The following is an 18318-nucleotide window of genomic DNA, read 5'->3' on the forward strand; positions in this document are numbered from 1 at the left end:
GGGACGAGGTCGACACCGAGGGGATGCCGTCCGCCCCACCCGAGAGGAGGCGACCGCATGTACGAAGGCATCGTCCAGGAGCTGATCGACGAGCTCGGCCGGCTCCCCGGCATCGGTCCGAAGTCCGCCCAGCGCATCGCGTTCCACATCCTGCAGACCGAGACGTTCGACGTCACCCGGCTCGCCGAGATCCTGCTCGAGCTGCGCGGCCGTGTGCACTTCTGCGACATCTGCGGGAACGTGGCGGAGGAGGCGACCTGCGGGATCTGCCGCGATCCGCGCCGCAGCCGCGCCGTCATCTGCGTCGTGGAGGAGGCGAAGGACGTCCCGGCGATCGAGCGCACCCGCGAGTTCCGCGGGCTCTACCACGTGCTCGGCGGCGCGATCAGCCCGATCGACGGCATCGGCCCGGATCAGCTCCGCATCCGCCAGCTGCTGCAGCGGCTCGCGGACGGCGAGGTGCAGGAGGTCATCATCGCGACCGACCCGAACCTCGAGGGCGAGGCGACGGCGACCTATCTCTCGCGCATGCTCAGCACCCTCGGCATCCGCATCACCCGTCTGGCCTCCGGGCTGCCCGTCGGCGGAGACCTCGAGTACGCCGACGAGATCACCCTCGGCCGCGCCTTCGAGGGCCGCCGGCTCGTCGAGAACTGACGCGGCCGCCGGAGTCGCATGACCGCTCCGGCATGCGGTCGACCGGTAGACTCGCCCGTCGGGTCGCGACGGCGGCCCAGCCACCGACACGGGAGCAGCACGTGAGCCTGATCGTCCAGAAGTTCGGCGGGTCCTCCGTCGCCGACGCGGAGAGCATCAAGCGGGTCGCGAAGCGGATCGTCGCCACCAAGCAGGCGGGCAACGACGTGGTCGTCGCCGTCTCGGCCATGGGCGACACCACCGACGACCTGCTCGAGCTCGCCCACCAGGTCACGCCCATCCCCGCCCCTCGCGAGCTCGACATGCTGCTCTCCTCGGGCGAGCGCATCTCGATGGCGCTGCTGGCGATGGCGATCAAGAGCATGGGCTTCGAGGCCCGCTCCTTCACCGGCAGCCAGGCCGGCATGATCACGGACGCGCAGCACGGCGCCGCCCGTATCGTCGACATCACCCCGGTCCGCCTCCGCGAGGCGCTCGACGAGAACGCCGTCGTCATCGTCGCGGGCTTCCAGGGCTTCAACCGCGACACGAAGGACATCACCACCCTCGGCCGCGGCGGCTCGGACACCACCGCCGTCGCGCTCGCCGCAGGACTCGGCGCCGACACCTGCGAGATCTACACCGACGTCGACGGCGTCTTCACCGCCGACCCGAGGGTCGTCAAGAAGGCCCGCAAGCTCGACCGCATCACCAGCGAGGAGATGCTCGAGCTGGCCGCCGCGGGAGCGAAGGTGCTGCACATCCGCGCCGTCGAGTTCGCCCGCCGCCACGGAGTCACGCTCCACGTGCGCTCCTCCTTCAGCCCCAACGAGGGCACCATCGTCTACAACGCCGAGACCTCCGGCGCCGAGCAGAACGGACAAGCCGTGGAAGAGCCCATCATCGCCGGAGTCGCCGCCGACCTGAACGAGGCGAAGATCACCGTCGTCGGAGTCCCCGACATCCCGGGCAAGGCCGCGCAGATCTTCACGATCGTGGCCAAGACCGGCTCCAACATCGACATGATCGTGCAGAACGTGTCGGCTGCGGCCACCGCCCGCACCGACATCTCGTTCACCCTGCCCAAGGCCGACGGCCAGACGGTCCTCATGGCTCTCAACGCCGAGAAGGACGAGGTCGGCTTCGAGTCCCTGCAGTACGACGACCAGATCGCCAAGCTCGCGCTCGTGGGCGCCGGGATGCGCACCAACGCCGGCGTCTCCGCGAAGCTGTTCCGCTCCCTCTACGAGGCCGGGATCAACATCGAGATGATCTCCACGAGCGAGATCCGCATCTCGGTCGTCACCCGCGCCGACACCGTGAACGAGGCTCTGCGCGTCGTGCACACCGCCTTCGGGCTCGACGCCGAGGACGAGGCCGTCGTCTACGCCGGCACCGGCCGCTGACGGCCGGACACCCTCGCGATCCGGCCGTTCCTCCCGAGCGGCCGGACCGACCGGTACCCTCTCCCTCGATCCCCCCGCCACGAGCGGCCCGCGCGCCGCACGGACGAAAGAGCACAGCATGAGCAGCACCCCCCTCCACGTGGGCGTCGTCGGCGCGACCGGCCAGGTCGGGAAGGTGATGCGCCGCCTCCTCGAGGAGCGCGACTTCCCGATCGCGTCCATCCGCTTCTTCGCCACCGCCCGCTCGGCGGGCACGACGCTGCCGTTCCGCGGCGAGGACGTCGTGGTCGAGGACGTGGAGACCGCCGATCCGTCGGGGCTCGACATCGCCCTGTTCTCGGCCGGAGCCACGGGATCGCGCGCGCAGGCGCCCCGCTTCGCCGCGGCCGGCGTCACCGTGATCGACAACTCCAGCGCCTGGCGGATGGACCCCGAGGTCCCGCTGGTCGTCAGCGAGGTGAACCCCCACGCCATCGACCAGGCGGTCAAGGGCATCATCGCCAACCCCAACTGCACCACGATGGCCGCGATGCCGATCCTCAAGGTCCTCGACCGCGAGGCGGGGCTCACGCGCCTGATCGTCAGCACCTACCAGGCCGTGTCCGGCAGCGGGCTGGCCGGAGCGAACGAGCTGGCCGGCCAGGTCCGCGCCGCCGTCGCCGACGAGCACCTGCTCGACCTGGTGCACGACGGCTCGGCGGTCGACTTCCCCGCGCCGGACAAGTACGTCGCCCCGATCGCCTTCGACGTCATCCCCTTCGCGGGGAGCCTGGTCGAGGACGGCTCGAACGAGACCGACGAGGAGAAGAAGCTCCGCAACGAGAGCCGCCGCATCCTCGAGCTCCCGGAGCTGCTGGTCTCGGGCACCTGCGTGCGCGTCCCCGTGTTCACCGGCCACTCGCTCTCCGTCAACGCCGAGTTCGCCTCCGCCCTCAGCCCCGAGCGTGCTCGCGAGCTGCTGGCCGACGCGCCCGGCGTCGTGCTGCGCGAGGTGCCGACTCCGCTGGAGGCCGCGGGCAAGGACCCGAGCTTCGTCGGCCGCATCCGCGCCGACGAGGGCGCCCCGGAGGGACGCGGCCTCGCGCTCTTCATCAGCAACGACAACCTCCGCAAGGGCGCGGCCCTGAACGCCGTGCAGATCGCCGAGCTCATCGCGGCCAAGCAGCCCGTGTCCTGACCGGCGTGGACGGGGCCGGCGCCGAGCGCTCCGGCCCCCTCCGGGTGGAAAAGCCGCGAATTTGATGGGGGAGCGGGTCCCCTCCCGGCCGCGGCGTCCGCGGGCGAGCGTAAACTCGACTCTCGTGAACTCCTCGGAACCGGTCGACGTCGCCCTCATCGGTGGGGGCATCATGAGCGCCACGCTCGGCGCCCTCATCACCCAGCTGCAGCCCGACTGGACGATCGCCGCCTACGAGCGCCTCGGCGACGTCGCGCAGGAGTCGTCGAACCCGTGGAACAACGCGGGCACCGGTCACGCGGCCCTCTGCGAGCTGAACTACATGCCCGAGGCGGCCGACGGCTCCGTCGACCCGGCCAAGGCGATCCAGATCAACGAGCAGTTCCAGATCTCGCGCCAGTTCTGGTCGAGCCTGGTGGAGTCCGGCGACATCCGCGAGCCCTCCAGCTTCATCAACCCGGCGCCGCACATGACCTTCGTGCACGGCGAGGCCAACGTCGAGTACCTCCGGAAGCGCTACGAGGCCCTCAAGGACCAGCCGCTGTTCGCCGGCATCGAGTTCACCGAGAGCGTCAAGACCATCCACGAGTGGGCGCCCCTGCTGATGGAGCAGCGTCCCGCCGGCGGCGGCCCCTACGCGGCGACGCGCATGCCGGCCGGCACCGACGTCGACTTCGGCTCGCTGACCCACCAGCTGTTCGACCACGTCGTCGCCCACGGCGGCACGCTCGACACCGGCCGCGAGGTCACCGACATCACCCGGCAGAAGGACGGCACCTGGCGCCTCGACCTCAAGCAGGTCGTCGGAGGCACGCCCCAGTCGGTGACCGCCCGCTTCGTCTTCGTCGGCGCCGGCGGCGGTGCGCTGCACCTCCTGCAGAAGTCGGGCATCCCCGAGATCAAGGGCTTCGGAGGCTTCCCGATCTCGGGGCAGTTCCTCCGCACCGACAACCCCGAGCTGGTCGCCCGGCACAAGGCGAAGGTCTACGGCAAGGCCGCCGTCGGCGCGCCCCCGATGTCGGTGCCGCACCTCGATGCGCGCGTCGTCGACGGCGAATCGTCCCTCCTCTTCGGCCCCTACGCGGGCTTCACGCCCAAGTTCCTGAAGCGGGGCTCGTGGCTCGACCTGCCACTGTCGATCCGGCCGCACAACATCGGCCCGATGCTCGCGGTCGCCCGCGACAACCTCGACCTGATGAAGTACCTGATCGGCGAGGTGCTCGCCGGCCGTGGCAAGAAGATGAAGGCCCTGCGCGAGTTCCTGCCCACCGCCCGCGACGAGGACTGGTACCTGATCACCGCCGGCCAGCGCGTCCAGGTGATGAAGAAGGACGAGAAGAAGGGCGGCGTGCTGCAGTTCGGAACCGAGGTCATCACCGGAGGGGACGGCACGATCGCCGGCCTGCTCGGCGCCTCGCCCGGAGCCTCGACCGCCGTGCCGATCATGCTCGACATCGTGCAGAAGTGCTTCCCCGACCGGATGAAGGCCTGGGAGCCGCGGATCCGCGCGCTGGTGCAGAGCTACGGCTCGACCCTCAACGACGCGCCCGAGAAGGCCGAGCAGACGGTCACCGCGACCGCCGAGACGCTGGAGCTGTCCGCCTCGGTCTGATCGGCTGCGACGCGCTCGAACGTATGTTCTAATGGCTCCATGAGGTGGAGCGGGCAGTCGATCGGCACGGCCGACGAGGCCGCCCTGCCCGGCCTCGTCAAGCTCACCGACCTGGTGCGGACGGTGCGCACGCCGGAGTTCGAGGGCATCACCTTCTACGAGGTGCTCGCGAAGTCGGCGCTCAACCGCGTGCACACCTCCTCGAAGATGCCGTTCGGCTGGAGCATCAACCCGATGCGCGGCTGTACCCACGCCTGCACCTACTGCTTCGCCCGGCCCACGCACGAGTACCTCGAGTTCGACGGCGGCCGCGACTTCGACTCGCAGATCGTCGTGAAGGTGAACGTCGCCGAGGTCCTCACCCGGGAGCTCGCGAAGCCGAGCTGGGAGCGGCACCCCGTGGCACTCGGCACCAACACCGATCCGTACCAGCGCGCCGAGGGCCGCTACCGGCTGATGCCGGGCATCATCGCCGCGCTCGCCGCCTCGGGCACCCCGATCTCGATCCTCACGAAGGGCTCGCTGCTGCGGCGAGACCTGCCGCTGCTCCGCGAGGCCGCCGAGCACGTCCCGGTCGACCTCGGAGTGTCGATCGCCGTCTACGACGAGGGCCTCCAGCGCTCCGTCGAGCCGGGTGCGCCGACCGCGGCGGCCAGGCTGGCGACGGTCACCGCGGCACGGGAGGCCGGCTTCGACTGCTCGGTGTTCCTGATGCCGATCCTGCCGTTCCTCACCGACACCCGGGCGCACCTCGACGAGTCGCTCCGGGCCTGCCGCGAGGCGGGCGCCAGCACGATCATGTACTCGACCCTCTACCTCAAGCCCGGGGTGAAGGAGTGGTTCCTGCAGTGGCTCGGGCAGGAGCACCCCGAGCTGGTCGACAAGTACCGAGCGCTCTACCCGGGCCGCGACGCCTACGCGCCTCTCGAGTACCGGCGCTGGCTCTCGGCGCGCATCCGCCCGCTGATGCGCGCGCACGGGCTCGAGCGCGGCGAGGAGGACCCGGCCACCGGCTCCGTCAAGTCCTCCGCCCTCGGTTCGCTCGGGACGCTGCGGACCCTCGGCGGCGAGCGGCGCTCCCTCCAGCACGACGGGCTGCTGGTCGGGGAGCTCGGGCCGGAGCGCGCCGCGATCCTGCCGGGCGTCGGGCAGCCGACGCTGTTCTGAGCCGGGGGCGGGCCCGGCCGCGGCTAGGATCGTCCGCATGGTCACCCGCTCCGGTGAGCCCTCGGGCTCCTCCGCCCGGAGCGCCCGCGACGCGGCACCCCGTGCGGTCCGGCTCGGCCTGCTCGACCCGCGCGAGGACCTGCTCGCGGCGACGAGCGCGTGGATCCGCACCCACGCCCCGGACTTCGAGGTCGTCGTGGCCGCTTCCACCTGGCACGACCTGGTGACGAGCGATGTCTTCCCCACCCAGGTGGTCGTGATGGACGTCGAGCTGCGCGAGCCGATCTCGATCCAGGCGCGGATCCGGACCTGCCGGGCGGCCGGAGCCGCGGTCGTGGCGCTCTCCGCGAGCGAGGACGACGAGGTCCGCGAGCGCGCCCTGAAGGCCGGAGCGGTGCGGCACCTGGCGAAGTCGCGCCCGCTCGCCGAGGTGATGGAGCAGACCCGCGCCGCTCTCGAGATGCGCTCTGCCGACGTCTCGTCCGCGCAGTGGCGGCCCCTGCCGTCCGGAGTCGCGGCGCAGCAGCGCCCACGGCTCAGCGCCGGCGAGCTGGAGGCGCTGCGCCTCTACGCGTCCGGATCGAGCACCCCCGAGGTCGCCGCCAAGATGAACGTGCAGTTCGAGACCGCGAAGACCTACCTGCAGCGCGTGCGCCGCAAGTACGTCGCCGTCGGCAGGCCCGCGAGCCGCCGGGCCGATCTGATCCGCCGCGCCGGCGAGGACGGGTTCCTCCCGTGACCGGCCCCTGCTCACCCCGGGGGCCCCGCCTCCGGACCCGCCCCGAGGAGACCTGATGGCCAAGCTGTACTTCCGCTACGGAGCGATGAACAGCGGGAAGAGCACGTCGCTCCTGCAGGCCGCGCACAACTACGAGGAGCGCGGGCACCGGGTGCTGCTGGCCAAGCCGGCCGTCGACACGAAGGGCGAGGAGCTGATCGTGTCGCGGCTCGGCGTGACCCGTCCGGTGGACATCCTGTTCGAACCCGACGGGGACCCGGTGGCCGTCTTCACCGCCGCCCGGGCCCGCGTGCTGGCCGAGTCGAAGCGCGACGTGAGTGCTCTGCTCGTCGACGAGGCGCAGTTCCTGCCGGAGTCGCACGTCGACGATCTGCTCCGGATCGCCATCCTCGAGAACGTGCCCGTCCTGGCGTACGGCATCCGCACGGACTTCCGCACCGCCGCGTTCCCGGGAAGCAGGCGGCTCCTGGAGATCGCCCACAGCCTCGAGGAGCTGAAGACGATCTGCCGGTGCGGGCGCAAAGCGATCTTCAACGGGCGCGTCGTGGACGGCCGCTTCGTGTTCGACGGCGATCAGGTCGCGATCGACGGAACGGCGGTCACCTACGAGTCGCTGTGCGGCGCGTGCTACCTCCAGGAGAGCCGCGGCCGGCTCCGCGGGTGACCGGTCGAGCGTTCCTCACCGGCGCGACACCCCTCCGAAACGAGGAAGTGGGTAGCCTGACGACGTGACAACACCGGAAACGGAATTACGCCTTTCGAAGCAGCAGGAAAGGTCGGGGGAAACGATGACGGCGCAAGGGGCACCGCTGAGGCGTCGGCCGTCGTGGGAGCAGGACTACCGGCGACGGCTGCTCATCACGGACGTCGTCGCGATCGTCCTCTCCGTCTTCGGCACGCAGCTCTTCTGGTTCGACCTGAACCTGAACTCGGACCTGGGGTTCAAGAACCCCGCCGACATCGCGGTCAGCTACACCTGGGTGTCCGTCGCCCTGTCGGTCGGCTGGCTCCTCGCCCTCCAGGTCTTCGACACGCGCGACCGCCGGATCGTCGGCACCGGCTACGTCGAGTACCGCCGCGTCGTCGACGCCTCCATCTGGCTCTTCGGCATCGTCGCGATCATCGCCTACCTGCTCCAGATCCTGCTCGCGCGCGGCTACATCATCACGGCGTTCCCCGCCGGGATCGTGCTGATCTGCGTCGGCCGCCTGGTCTGGCGCTCCTGGCTCACCCGGCAGCGCCGGGCGGGCCGCTTCTCGAGCCAGGTCGTGCTCCTCGGCTCCCGCGCGAGCGTCCTGCACACCGCACGCGAGTTGCGCCGCGGCACCGAGGCCGGCTACAAGCTCGTCGGCGCCGTCTCGACCTCGGTCGGCGGTGCGGACGCGCTGCGGAGCGAGCAGGAGCTCTCGGGCCTCGCGGTCCACGGGTTCACCGGGATCGACGGCGTCCGCGCCGTGATGGACGCCACCGGCGCCGACACGGTGGTCGTCACGAGCTCCGACGAGCTGGCGCCGCAGCGGATCCGCGAGCTGAGCTGGACGCTCGAGCCCGGGCGCGAGCACCTCGTCGTGGCGCCGAGCCTCACCGACATCGGCGGTCCGCGCATCCACACCCGCCCCGTCGCGGGCCTTCCGCTGATCCACGTCGAGACCCCGCGCTTCGACGGCCGCCAGCGGTTCGCCAAGCGCCTCTTCGACATCCTCGCGTCGACCATGCTGATCATCCTCAGCGCGCCGGTGCTCGTCGTCGTCGCCGTGCTGGTCAAGGTCACCAGCCCCGGGCCCGTGCTCTTCCGGCAGGAGCGCATCGGTCTGAACGGCGCGACCTTCGAGATGCTGAAGTTCCGCTCGATGGTCGTCGACGCGGAGGCGCGACTGGCGGCTCTCGCGTCGCAGCAGCGTGCGGAGGGGAACTCGATCCTCTTCAAGATGGCGAAGGACCCGCGCGTCACCCGGGTGGGCGCGATCCTCCGGCGCTTCAGCCTCGACGAGCTGCCCCAGTTCCTGAACGTCTTCCGCGGCGACATGTCCCTGATCGGCCCCCGCCCGCCGCTGGCCCGCGAGGTCGAGCAGTACGAGGAGCACGTGCACCGCCGCTTCCTGATGAAGCCGGGCATCACCGGGCTCTGGCAGGTCAGCGGACGCTCGAACCTCTCGTGGGAGGACACCGTCCGCCTCGACCTGTACTACGTCGAGAACTGGTCGATGACCGGCGACATCGTCATCCTCTTCAAGACCGCGCGCGCCGTCCTCGCCCGCGACGGGGCGTACTGATCGCCGGGGGGAGGGGCGCCGAGCCCCGCACCCTGTCCGTCTCGGTCCTCGAGACCCCGTTCCGCGTGGTCTTCGGACGCGGCGTCGGCGACGAGGACGCGGCGCGGATCGCCGACAGCTGGGCCGCCTGCGCGTCCGAGCCCGACGCGGGAGCACGCGACGTCCTCGCCGAGGTGGGGCACGATCCCTCCGTCCCGGTCGACGGCTCGCCCCGGGTCTCGAGCGCCACGCTCGCGCAGCTCGAGGAGTCCCTGACCTCGACCCTGACCCTCGAGGCGATCGGCGCCCGGCGCGCCGACCTGCTGATGCTCCACGCCTGCGGGATCTCCGACGAGTCCGGCCGCGTGCTGGCCTTCGTCGCCGCCTCCGGGACCGGCAAGACCACCATCGCCCGGACGCTCGGGTCCCGCTTCGGCTACGTCACCGACGAGACGGTCGGCGTGACCCCGGAGGGGCGCGTCCTGCCCTATCCCAAGCCGCTGTCGGTGAAGCCGCTGACCGGATCGGCGCCGAAGGCGCAGCTGGCCCCCGGGTCGCTCGCCCTCCGACCGGTCCCGGAGGCGCCCCTGCGTCTGGCGGGCGTCCTCCTGCTCGAGCGCCGCGACGGCGTCGGGACGCCCTTCCTCGAGCACGTCGACCCGGTCGACGCGATCGAGGATCTGGTGCCGCAGACCTCGTACCTCTCGGCCCGACCGCGGCCGATCGCCGATCTCGTCCGCACCCTCTCGGCGCTGGGCGGCGTCCGGCGACTGGTCTACTCCGAGGCCGCGAGCGTGGTGCACCTGGTCGAGGAGGTCTTCGCGTCCCTCGGCGCCGAGGCCCCGTCCGCCTGGTCCGACGTGGTCTCCGTGCAGCTCGACCCTGTGGGCGAGGCCCTGCCCGGCACCGTCCTGCGCACCCCTGCGGACGACGCGGTGGAGCTCGCCGACGGCCAGCTGCTCGTGTTCTGCGGCGGCACCCTCGTGCGCCTGTCCGGCATCGGCCCGACGATCTGGCGCCACGCCGGCCGGGGCTCCGATCTGCCCGGTCTCGTCGCCGCGGTGCTCGAGGAGGCGGGCCCGCCGCCCGCCGGCGTCGATGCGGAGGCGGTCGTCGAGTCGGCGGTCGTCGAGCTCGAGGGCCTCGGAGTGATCACGAGAGGGACTCCGCCGGAGCCCACCCCCGACAGGTGGCACGGTTGACGCGCCTGGCGCCGAGGGCGCGGAAGCGCTGTGTCAGAATTCGGAAGAACCCGTCGCCGGCGCCCGCCGCGTGATCCGTACCAGCGAAGGAAATCTGACTCTGTGGAACTTCGAGACGTCCTCCGGCTGCTGCGCGACCACTGGATCCCGATCGTCGCGGCGATCCTCCTCGGCACTCTCGTCGCCTTCGGCTGGTCGCTGACGCAGAAGCCGCGGTACGTCGCCGACTCGCAGGGCCTGGTCTCCGTCGCCACCACCGGTGCCGACGACAGCCAGGCGATCTACACGCAGCAGATCGCGCAGTCCGTCGCCAAGTCGAGCCTCGCCACGTACGTCCCGATCGCCACCTCGCGCGACGTGGCGCAGATCGCGATCGACAGCCTCGGCCTCGACGTCTCGCCCGCCACGCTGATCTCGGCGATCACGGTGCAGGCCGACACGGTCGCCCCGGTGATGAAGGTCAGCGCCACCGCCTCCACCCCCGAGGGCGCGCAGAAGCTCGCCGACGCCTGGGTCGCGGCCATCGCCACCAAGGTGCAGCAGGTCAACCAGGAGACGGGCGTCGGCGACACGGTCTCCCTCACCGTTCTGCAGGCCGCGGCGCTCCCGTCCTCGCCGGCGTTCCCGAACCTGCGCCTCGTCCTCGCGGTCGGCGCGCTCGCGGGCCTCGTCCTCGGTCTCGTCTACGCGTTCGTCCGCAACACGCTGGACCGGCGCATCCGCACCGCCGAGATGGTCGAGCGCCTGTTCGACCTCCCCGTGGTCGGCACCCTCCCCGTCGACAAGCGCCTCAGCGAGACCAACCGCATCGTCCCCGAGGCCGACACGACCGACTACATCAAGGCCGACGGCAAGCACGCACTCGCCGAGGCGCTGCGCGAGCTCCGCACGAACCTGCAGTTCATGAACATCGACAGCCCGCCGCGCATCATCGTCGTGACGAGCCCGCTGCCCTCGGACGGCAAGTCGACGGTGACCGCGAACCTCGCGGTGACGCTTGCCGCCTCCGGCCAGCGGACCGTCGTCGTCGATGGCGACCTCCGCAAGCCCACCGTCGCCAAGTCGTTCGGCCTCGTTCCCGGCGTCGGCCTGACCGACCTGCTGATCGGCAAGGCGGAACTGCAGGACGTCCTGCAGCCGTGGGGCCCGTCCGGCAACCTCTGGGTGCTCGGAGCCGGGTCGATCCCGCCGAACCCGTCCGAGCTGCTCGGCTCCAACGGCATGGACATCCTCCTGCACGAGATCGCTCGCGAGGCCATCGTGATCGTCGATGCGCCGCCGCTCCTGCCCGTCACGGACGGCGCCATCCTCACCGCCCGCACCGACGGCGCGCTCGTGGTCATCTCCGCGGGCAGGACGACGACCGACGAGCTGGGCAAGGCGATCCAGAACATCGAGCGGGTCAGCGGCCACACCCTCGGCGTGATCCTCAACCGCGTGCCCGCGCGCGGCCAGGTCGGCCGGGGCTACGGCTACTACTACACGAGCTACTACGGCTCCGAGCGATCGGGTGCCCGCCCGGACACGGCCGTCGAGCCCGAGCCCGCGTCGACCTCGGCCTGAGCGCCCCGCGATGATCTTCCCGGGAGACGACTCCGCCCGCCCCGCCCGCCGGAGCTGGCGACCGGACGAACCGGTCGCCGCCTCCGCCGCCCCCGTCTTCACCGTGCTCTCGGTCTGCACCGGCAACATCTGCCGGTCGCCGATGGCGGAGCAGCTGCTGCGCGCCGCACTCGCCGACGCGACATCACCCGCGGGAGGTCCGCTCTTCGCGTTCACGAGCGCCGGAGTGAGGACGCGCGACGGACTGCCGATGGACCCGGTCTCGGCCCGCTTCTCGGCTCAGCACGGGGGAGACCCGGCCGCGCACACGAGCGCGGTGCTCGGCGACGCGATCGTCGGCGACGCCGACCTCCTGCTCACGATGACGCGCGACCACCTGGTCGACGCCTCCCGGCGCTTCCCGTCGCTCCTCCTCCGCGGCTTCACGCTGCTCGAGTTCGCCCGCGTGCTGCCGTTCGTGCTGCGGGAGGTGCCGCTGCCGACGGTCGAGGACCCCGCCGCGCGGCTCCGCGCCGTCGTGCGGCTCGCCGCCGCCCACCGCGGGCGCGCCCCGCGGGGCGAGGGCGGCGACGACATCGAGGACCCGATCGGCCGCAGCGAGGCCGTGCACGAGCGCGTGGCGGCGCAGATCGCGGCGGCTGTCGCCGACGTCTCCCGCGATCTGAGAGCATTGGCGCGGCGGTAGTCGCGCGTCCGCGGGCGCGCTGACGCCTCGCCGCATCGCATCGCTCCTCCTCACCGTCGCGACCGCGACACGAACCCGCCACGATTCGGAGAACCCCTGTGAAGCTTTCTGTCATCGGCTGCGGCTACCTCGGTGCCGTCCACGCTGCCGCCATGGCCGAGCTCGGCCACGACGTCATCGGCATCGACGTCGACCAGAAGAAGATCGACGCCCTGGCCGCCGGCACCGCGCCGTTCTTCGAGCCCGGCCTCCCGGAGCTGCTGTCCTCCGGCGTCGCCTCCGGGCGCCTGCGCTTCTCGACCGACATGGCCGACGCCGCCGGTGCGGCCGTGCACTTCGTCGCCGTCGGCACCCCGCAGAAGCCGGGCGAGAACGCCGCGGACATGACCTACGTCGACTCGGCGATCGACGGTCTCCTGCCCTACCTCGAGGCGGACTCCCTCGTCGTCGGCAAGTCGACCGTCCCCGTCGGCACCGCCGCCCGCCTGGCCGACCGCATCGCCTCCTCCGGTGCGACCCTCGCCTGGAACCCCGAGTTCCTCCGCGAGGGCTTCGCGGTCAAGGACACGATCAGCCCCGACCGGCTCGTCTACGGCGTGCCTGCGGGCGAGGCCGGAGCAGCGGCGAAGGCGACCCTCGACGAGGTCTACGCGACGGCGCTCGCGGCCGAGACCCCGCTCGTGGTCACCGACTACGCCACCGCCGAGCTGGTGAAGGTCTCGGCCAACGCCTTCCTCGCGACCAAGATCTCGTTCATCAACGCGATCGCCGAGATCGCGGAGGTCACCGGCGCGGACGTCACGCAGCTCGCCGACGCGATCGGCTACGACGTGCGGATCGGCCGCCGCTTCCTGAACGCGGGCATCGGCTTCGGAGGCGGCTGCCTCCCGAAGGACATCCGCGCCTTCTCTGCCCGCGCCGACGAGCTCGGCGTCGGCGAGTCCGTCGCCTTCCTCAAAGAGGTCGACGCGATCAACCTGCGTCGCCGTCAGCGCGTCGTCGACCTCGTCACCGAGGGCCTGGGCGGCTCCGTCGAGGGCCGCCGCATCGCGGTGCTCGGTCTGGCGTTCAAGCCGGAGTCGGACGACATCCGCGACTCGCCGTCGCTCGACGTCGCCGCTCGCCTGCACGACCTCGGTGCGACCGTGGTCGCGACCGACCCCGAGGCGATCGAGAACTCGCGCCGCCGCTACCCCGAGATCACCTACACGACCGACGTCGACGAGGCGCTGGCCGGTGCCGACGCCGTGGTCGTCGTGACGGAGTGGAAGCAGTTCCGCGCCCTCGACCCCGCGGCCACGGCGGCGAAGGTGGCCAACACCTTCCTCGTCGACGGTCGCAACTGCCTCGACCCCGCCGCCTGGCGTGCTGCCGGCTGGGAGTACCGCGGCCTCGGCCGCTGACGCGGCGGAGCCGTCGTCTCAGCGGACGCGGCTCGGCTGATCCGCCACCACGCCGGAGGTGCCGCGGAGGGGGATGTGCGCGAAGGCGTCGTCCCACTCCGCCGCCCTCCGGCGTCGTCGTGCGCGGACGACCATCCGGAGCAGGACGCCGGCGACCGCGCCGAGAAGCGCGCCGGAGGTGTTCATCACGACGTCGTCGACGGTCGCGAAGCGCGCCGAGAGGAAGAGCAGCTGGCCCGCCTCGATCAGCGAGCTCACGACGGCGCCGACGGCCACAGCGACCCACGCCCTCCGGAGCCGCAGGTTGAGGGCCAGGAGCAGCCCCAGGGGCACGAACAGGGCGATGTTGGCGGTCGACTCGATGAACGCGTAGTCGACCATCGGGAGGCCGTGCCGGGCGAACCAGGAGGTCACCCGGCCGAGATCCCCCCGCACTCCCGCATCGACGGGCGTCGGCCAGAAGGCGATGGCTGCGAGCGCGACCACGTAGGGCACGCTGATGGCGAGGGTGAGGCGGGTGAGCGACCGGGTCACGGTGCTCCTCTCGTCGGTCGTCGGGCGGGGGCGGCGACGACGGCGGAAGAACAGTCTCGCTCCCGGCTGCTGGGATCGGGCCGGGAGGCGCGGGGGAGTGGGCTGGAGGCACGCCCGTGCGCAGGACGCTCGGGACGCCGTCAGGGGTGCTCGAGCCGGAGAGCGCGGGGCGGTGATCGCGCCGGCTCCGTCGTCGACCAGGCTCCGGCCCGGGCGAGCATCCGCCTGCGGGCGAGCCCCGCCACAGCAGAATTCCGAGAACGCCCCGGGAACGACGAAGCCCGGCCGGATCATCGATCCTGGCCGGGCTTCTCACCGGTCGGGGTAGCGGGATTCGAACCCACGACCTCCTCGTCCCGAACGAGGCGCGCTACCAAGCTGCGCCACACCCCGGTGTGCTCATCACGGAGAACCGCTCACGAGCCTCGACAATAGTAGCCGATTTCCGGACCGCCGTCGGACACCCCTCGTCAGGCCGCCGGAGTGAGCGTGACGAGGGTCACCTCGGGCCGGCAGGCGAAGCGCACCGGTGCGTAGATCGAGGTGCCGACTCCGGCGGACACGTTGAGGTACGAGCTGCGCAGTCCGTTGTCCCACGTCGTCGAGCCGGCGACCTTGTCGCGCGGGATGTCGCAGTTGGTGACGAGGGCGCCGAAGCCCGGGACGCAGACCTGCCCGCCGTGCGTGTGCCCGGCGAGGATCACCTCGGCGCCGCGGGCGACGAAGTCGTCGAGGATGCGCTGGTAGGGCGCGTGCGCCACGCCGATGCTGACCCCGGCCGGTCCGTCCTCCGCGCCGCGCAGCTCGTCCACGGCTCCGGCGACGAGGTCGATGCGGTCGAGGCCGATGTGCGGGTCGTCGACGCCGAAGAACTCGATGCGCGTCCCCTTCACCGTGATGCTCTCGGCGCGGTTGTTGAGGTCCACCCACCCGAGCCCGTCCGAGAAGAAGCCGGTCAGCCCGTCGGTGTCGAGATCGGCCTCGTGCTGCTTGGGGTTCTTGGAGGGGCCGACGAAGTAGCGGAGCGGGTTCTTGATCCGAGGGCCGAAGTAGTCGTTGGATCCGTTGACGAAGGCGCCGGGGATCCCGGCGAAGGGCTCCAGGGCTCGGCGGATGCCGAGCACGCCGTCGCGGTGGCCGAGGTTGTCGCCGGTGTCGACCACGACGTCGGGCGCCAGGGCGAGGAGCAAGCGGATCCACTCCTGCTTCTTCGTCTGCCACGGGGCCATGTGCAGGTCCGACACGTGCAGGACGCGGATCGGCTCGGAACCGGCGGGCAGCACCGGGAACGACGTGCGCCGGACGGTGAACAACGTCCGCTCGACGCCGATGCCCCAGGCCGCGGCGACGGCTCCGGCCGCGGCGACGGTCGCGAGGGCGGTGGTGAGGGGGCGACGGGTGCGTCCGGTCATGGGTCCTTCTCTCGCACGTCGGCCGCGAGCGCGGCCGCGTTCATTCTGCCGGACGCTCCCTCGGGAGCAGCCGGGGGTGCGGGGCTCAGCCCGCGCGGGGCGGGGCGCCCGGTCCGGCGCTGATCTGCAGGGTGATCTCCGCGCCCCGGGAGACGCGCGACCCGGCGGGCGGGTTCGTCTGCGCGACCTTCCCTGCCGGGCGGTCGGAGGGGACCGGAGAAGTGTCGACGCGGACCGTGAAGCCGACGGAGCGCAGGCGTGAGGCCGCCGCAGAGGGGCTCTGGCCGGTGACCTGGGGCACGGCCTCCTGCGGAGCGTCGACGAGCGAGCGGACCGGAGCCGGGAACGCCGTCCCGCCGTACTTGGCGTCGGCGACGCGCATGATGCGCGGCCAGATCTGGTGGCGCACCTGACCGGCGTTCACCCGGTTGAGACTGAATCCGCGCATGGAGGTGAAGCCGGTCACGTTGCCGACCCAGGTGGCGGTGGCGACCTCGGTGCTCGCGCCGACCATCCACGTGTGCAGCGCGTCGTCCGTGGTGCCGGTCTTGCCGATGTGCGGCACCCCGGTGCGGGGGTTGGAGGGGGCGCCGGTGCCGCCCGTCAGCACCTGCTGCAGGGCGTAGCCGGCGGTCGCGGCCACCTCCTCGGACATCCCCTGGCTGCACTCGGAGGCGGGCGGCGCGACGTCGGCGCCCGTGCGGTCGACGATGCGGTCGATCGCGATGGGCGTGCAGACGGTGCCCTTGTTCGCGAAGCCGGCGAAGGCCGTGGCCATCGTGAGCGGAGCGATCTCGTTGGTGCCGAGGATGGTCGGCGCGAGCTTCTGCAGCTCGGTCCCGTCGGCACGGTGCACGCCCATCGCCAGCGCCGTGTTGCGGATGCCGCAGAGGTCCAGCTGCTGGGCCATGGCGGCGAACGAGGTGTTGATCGAGCCGGTCGTGGCCTGCAGGGCCGTGGTCACTCCTCCGTTGCCGCCCTCGTCGTTCCCGGGGTTCCAGGACTCGCCGTAGTAGACGCCGTCGGGCTCGCAGCTGTCACGGAAGGTCGTGTAGGCGCGGCGGGTGCCGTCGACGCTCTCGCCGAGCGAGTGCCCCTCCTGCAGCCACTCCGCGAGGGTGAACACCTTGTAGGTCGAGCCGACCTGGAATCCCGAGGAGCCGCCGTACCCGAAGTCGGTGTTGTAGTTGACGCTCGTGTAGTTGGGGCCCGTCAGGTCCGGATCGTTGGAGTAGTCCTTGTTCTGGGTCATCGCGAGGATGCGGCCGGTGCCGACCTCGACCGAGACGCTCGCGCTGCCGATGTTCACGTTCGCCATCGACTTGGGCACCCAGTCGTCGGTGGCCGAGACGGCGGCCTGCTGCAGGTCGGAGTCGAGGGTCGTGTAGATCCGGTAGCCGCCGCGCTTGAAGGTGGCGTCGCGCTCGTCCTGGCTCGCACCGAACGCGTCGTCGTTCTTGATGACCCAGGTGACGTAGTCGCAGAAGAAGGCCGCGACTCCGGCCGTCTGGCAGCCGGTGCTCGGCTCGGTGATGTTCGGCGTCACGGGCTCGGCGACGGCCGCCTGCGCCTGCTCGGACGTCACCTTCGACTCGAGGTCCATGCGGGTGATGATGTAGTCGCGCCGGTCCCGGGTCTGCGGGTAGCCCTCCGCGGCGGGGTTCGCCGGGTCGCCGGGCCGGTCGAAGCGGAACTTCTCGGGGTTGTTCACGATCGCGACGAGCGCGGCGGACTGCGCGAGCGAGAGGTCCTTCGCGCTCACTCCGAAGTAGTAGCGGGCGGCCGCCTCGACGCCGTAGACGGTGCCGCCGAACAGGGCGATGTTGAGGTAGCCCAGCAGGATGTCGTTCTTCGGGTACTCCTTCTCGAGCCCGATGGCGAGCCGCATCTCGGCGACCTTCCGCTCCGGAGCGGTCTCCGTGGCCTCGCGGTAGGCCGCGTCGCGCTCGATCGGATCGCTGAGCGCCTCCGCCTTCTGCACGAGCACGTTCTTGACGTACTGCTGCGTGATGGAGGAGCCGCCCTGGACGTCCCCGCCCATGGCCGTCGTCGCGGCCGCGCGGACGGTGCCGAGCAGATCGATGCCGCCGTGCTCGTAGAAGCGGGGGTCCTCGGAGGCGACCACGGCGTCCTTCACGAACGGCGAGATCTCGTCCCAGCCCACCTCGACGCGGTTCTGGGCGTAGAAGGAGGCGAGCAGCACGTCGCCGCCGGAGGAGTCCTTCGCGTACACGTCGCTCTTCTCGGCGAGCGTGCCGATCTCGAGGTACTCGGGGAGGTTGTCGAACATCTCCACCGTGTTGCCGGCGGCCATGCCGCTCAGCGCGATCGCCGGCGTCACCGACGCGGCCACCAGGACTCCCGCGACGACGCTCATGGCGACGATGCCGATCAGACCGCCGACGGCGCCCCCGATGGTCTTCACGACTCTGGTCCCGCCCTGCCCCGACATAGAATCAGCGTAGTCGCCGCGCTCGGACGAGCCGCGGCGCTCATCCCGCCGACGCGCGGCGCTCAGCAGTCGTCCCGC

The 18318-nt window shown here is 71.5% G+C and carries 15 protein-coding genes and 1 tRNA gene; 12 read left to right on the plus strand and 4 right to left on the minus strand.

Going from position 1 to position 18318, the window contains the following annotated elements; translation table 11 throughout:
- Window positions 1-57: 57 nt before the first annotated feature.
- From recR to C5C99_RS06805, 12 genes are all read left to right on the plus strand, one after another.
- Window positions 58-657: a recombination mediator RecR gene (recR, locus tag C5C99_RS06750; protein WP_104222157.1), complete on the plus strand. Its 600-nt coding sequence runs from the start codon at window positions 58-60 to the stop codon at window positions 655-657.
- Between the two features lie 101 nt (window positions 658-758).
- A complete protein-coding gene (locus C5C99_RS06755; RefSeq protein ID WP_104260372.1) occupies window positions 759-2042 on the plus strand; it encodes an aspartate kinase in 1284 nt (427 codons plus the stop codon).
- A 118-nt stretch (window positions 2043-2160) separates the two neighbouring features.
- Window positions 2161-3219 (plus strand): aspartate-semialdehyde dehydrogenase, encoded by a 1059-nt coding sequence (locus C5C99_RS06760; protein WP_104227259.1) that lies wholly within the window; start codon window positions 2161-2163, stop codon window positions 3217-3219.
- 64 nt (window positions 3220-3283) lie between these two features.
- Window positions 3284-4831 carry a malate:quinone oxidoreductase gene (locus tag C5C99_RS06765; RefSeq protein ID WP_104339825.1) on the plus strand — a complete coding sequence of 516 codons (1548 nt, stop codon included), beginning with the start codon at window positions 3284-3286 and terminating at the stop codon, window positions 4829-4831.
- A gap of 39 nt (window positions 4832-4870) precedes the next feature.
- Window positions 4871-5998 carry an Rv2578c family radical SAM protein gene (locus C5C99_RS06770; protein WP_104233745.1) on the plus strand — a complete coding sequence of 376 codons (1128 nt, stop codon included), beginning with the start codon at window positions 4871-4873 and terminating at the stop codon, window positions 5996-5998.
- Between the two features lie 37 nt (window positions 5999-6035).
- A complete protein-coding gene (locus C5C99_RS06775; protein ID WP_104260361.1) occupies window positions 6036-6737 on the plus strand; it encodes a LuxR C-terminal-related transcriptional regulator in 702 nt (233 codons plus the stop codon).
- A 55-nt stretch (window positions 6738-6792) separates the two neighbouring features.
- Complete coding sequence (locus tag C5C99_RS06780) at window positions 6793-7401, plus strand: thymidine kinase (RefSeq protein ID WP_104227256.1); 609 nt, start codon at window positions 6793-6795, stop codon at window positions 7399-7401.
- Window positions 7402-7525: 124 nt separating this feature from the next.
- Entirely contained in the window at window positions 7526-9010 is a 1485-nt protein-coding gene (locus tag C5C99_RS06785) for a sugar transferase (protein ID WP_104222171.1), read from the plus strand.
- A gap of 65 nt (window positions 9011-9075) precedes the next feature.
- Window positions 9076-10191 carry a hypothetical protein gene (locus tag C5C99_RS06790; protein WP_104227255.1) on the plus strand — a complete coding sequence of 372 codons (1116 nt, stop codon included), beginning with the start codon at window positions 9076-9078 and terminating at the stop codon, window positions 10189-10191.
- A 102-nt stretch (window positions 10192-10293) separates the two neighbouring features.
- Window positions 10294-11754, plus strand: coding sequence for a polysaccharide biosynthesis tyrosine autokinase (locus C5C99_RS06795; protein ID WP_181027156.1), 1461 nt, complete (start codon window positions 10294-10296; stop codon window positions 11752-11754).
- A 10-nt stretch (window positions 11755-11764) separates the two neighbouring features.
- Window positions 11765-12439, plus strand: a complete 675-nt coding sequence (locus C5C99_RS06800) for a low molecular weight phosphatase family protein (protein WP_104227254.1) — start codon at window positions 11765-11767, stop codon at window positions 12437-12439.
- Between the two features lie 98 nt (window positions 12440-12537).
- Window positions 12538-13842: a UDP-glucose/GDP-mannose dehydrogenase family protein gene (locus tag C5C99_RS06805; RefSeq protein WP_104222179.1), complete on the plus strand. Its 1305-nt coding sequence runs from the start codon at window positions 12538-12540 to the stop codon at window positions 13840-13842.
- An 18-nt stretch (window positions 13843-13860) separates the two neighbouring features.
- On the opposite strand, the gene C5C99_RS17460 is transcribed toward C5C99_RS06805, so the two are convergent.
- From C5C99_RS17460 to C5C99_RS06825, 4 genes are all read right to left on the minus strand, one after another.
- Entirely contained in the window at window positions 13861-14376 is a 516-nt protein-coding gene (locus C5C99_RS17460; RefSeq protein ID WP_258059527.1) for a VanZ family protein, read from the minus strand.
- A gap of 319 nt (window positions 14377-14695) precedes the next feature.
- A tRNA-Pro gene (locus C5C99_RS06815) sits at window positions 14696-14769 on the minus strand.
- A 77-nt stretch (window positions 14770-14846) separates the two neighbouring features.
- On the minus strand, window positions 14847-15788 hold the full coding sequence (locus C5C99_RS06820) for a metallophosphoesterase (protein WP_104339826.1): 942 nt from the start codon (window positions 15786-15788) through the stop codon (window positions 14847-14849).
- Window positions 15789-15873: 85 nt separating this feature from the next.
- Window positions 15874-18240 (minus strand): transglycosylase domain-containing protein, encoded by a 2367-nt coding sequence (locus C5C99_RS06825; RefSeq protein ID WP_104339827.1) that lies wholly within the window; start codon window positions 18238-18240, stop codon window positions 15874-15876.
- Between the last annotated feature and the right edge of the window lie 78 nt (window positions 18241-18318).

Origin of the sequence: Rathayibacter sp. AY1C4 (genome assembly GCF_002932195.1) — a bacterium.
Taxonomy (GTDB): Bacteria; Actinomycetota; Actinomycetes; order Actinomycetales; family Microbacteriaceae; genus Rathayibacter.

Excerpts from the sequence above, each read along its gene's own strand:
- recR (WP_104222157.1), top strand. The coding sequence starts at position 58 with ATGTACGAAGGCATCGTCCAGGAGCTGATCGACGAGCTCGGCCGGCTC.
- C5C99_RS06760 (WP_104227259.1), top strand. The coding sequence starts at position 2,161 with ATGAGCAGCACCCCCCTCCACGTGGGCGTCGTCGGCGCGACCGGCCAG.
- C5C99_RS06765 (WP_104339825.1), top strand. The coding sequence starts at position 3,284 with ATGGGGGAGCGGGTCCCCTCCCGGCCGCGGCGTCCGCGGGCGAGCGTA.
- C5C99_RS06770 (WP_104233745.1), top strand. The coding sequence starts at position 4,871 with ATGAGGTGGAGCGGGCAGTCGATCGGCACGGCCGACGAGGCCGCCCTG.
- C5C99_RS06775 (WP_104260361.1), top strand. The coding sequence starts at position 6,036 with ATGGTCACCCGCTCCGGTGAGCCCTCGGGCTCCTCCGCCCGGAGCGCC.
- C5C99_RS06780 (WP_104227256.1), top strand. The coding sequence starts at position 6,793 with ATGGCCAAGCTGTACTTCCGCTACGGAGCGATGAACAGCGGGAAGAGC.
- C5C99_RS06785 (WP_104222171.1), top strand. The coding sequence starts at position 7,526 with ATGACGGCGCAAGGGGCACCGCTGAGGCGTCGGCCGTCGTGGGAGCAG.
- C5C99_RS06800 (WP_104227254.1), top strand. The coding sequence starts at position 11,765 with ATGATCTTCCCGGGAGACGACTCCGCCCGCCCCGCCCGCCGGAGCTGG.
- C5C99_RS06820 (WP_104339826.1), bottom strand. The coding sequence starts at position 15,788 with ATGACCGGACGCACCCGTCGCCCCCTCACCACCGCCCTCGCGACCGTC.
- C5C99_RS06825 (WP_104339827.1), bottom strand. The coding sequence starts at position 18,240 with ATGTCGGGGCAGGGCGGGACCAGAGTCGTGAAGACCATCGGGGGCGCC.